The organism is Gilliamella sp. Pra-s52 (assembly GCF_009795805.1).
Taxonomy (GTDB): domain Bacteria; phylum Pseudomonadota; class Gammaproteobacteria; order Enterobacterales; family Orbaceae; genus Gilliamella.
Window position 1 is genome coordinate 1 of record NZ_WTEY01000053.1, and the last position, 383, is coordinate 383.

Annotated in this window: 1 pseudogene; it reads left to right on the forward strand. The window is 33.9% G+C overall.

The features are described 5' to 3' along the window. A pseudogene (locus GQ594_RS11915) lies at positions 1-371 on the forward strand (hypothetical protein); the annotation flags it as partial. Between the last annotated feature and the right edge of the window lie 12 nt (positions 372-383).

Below are 383 nucleotides of genomic sequence, written 5' to 3' on the forward strand. Positions count from 1 at the left end.
ACTACTTTTTTCTTGATTTTTCGTTGGAAAATCTGACCATTGGTTTTGGTACATTAGGGGTAATCTTGGGGGCAGCTTTTTTTATGGTTTACAAAAATTCGCTTGCTTCGCATGTCACGCTTGCCGAGCGCATTTTTACGCTATTGGGTTGGCAAGATGTTACTAACATTAACTTAGCCAAAATAAGTAGGCAATATGTTGCTAAATTAATTAAGCAAGGAAAATACTCAACTAAATATAATAATAGTACGGATCTATATACAAGACCACCTAAAACTGGAGAAGCATGGAACTTTTATTATTACGATCCTGAAGTATTATGCAAAAAAGGCAAGCCACCCTTACGAGTTAAAAATAAAAAAAGAAAATAAGTTCATAAGGAA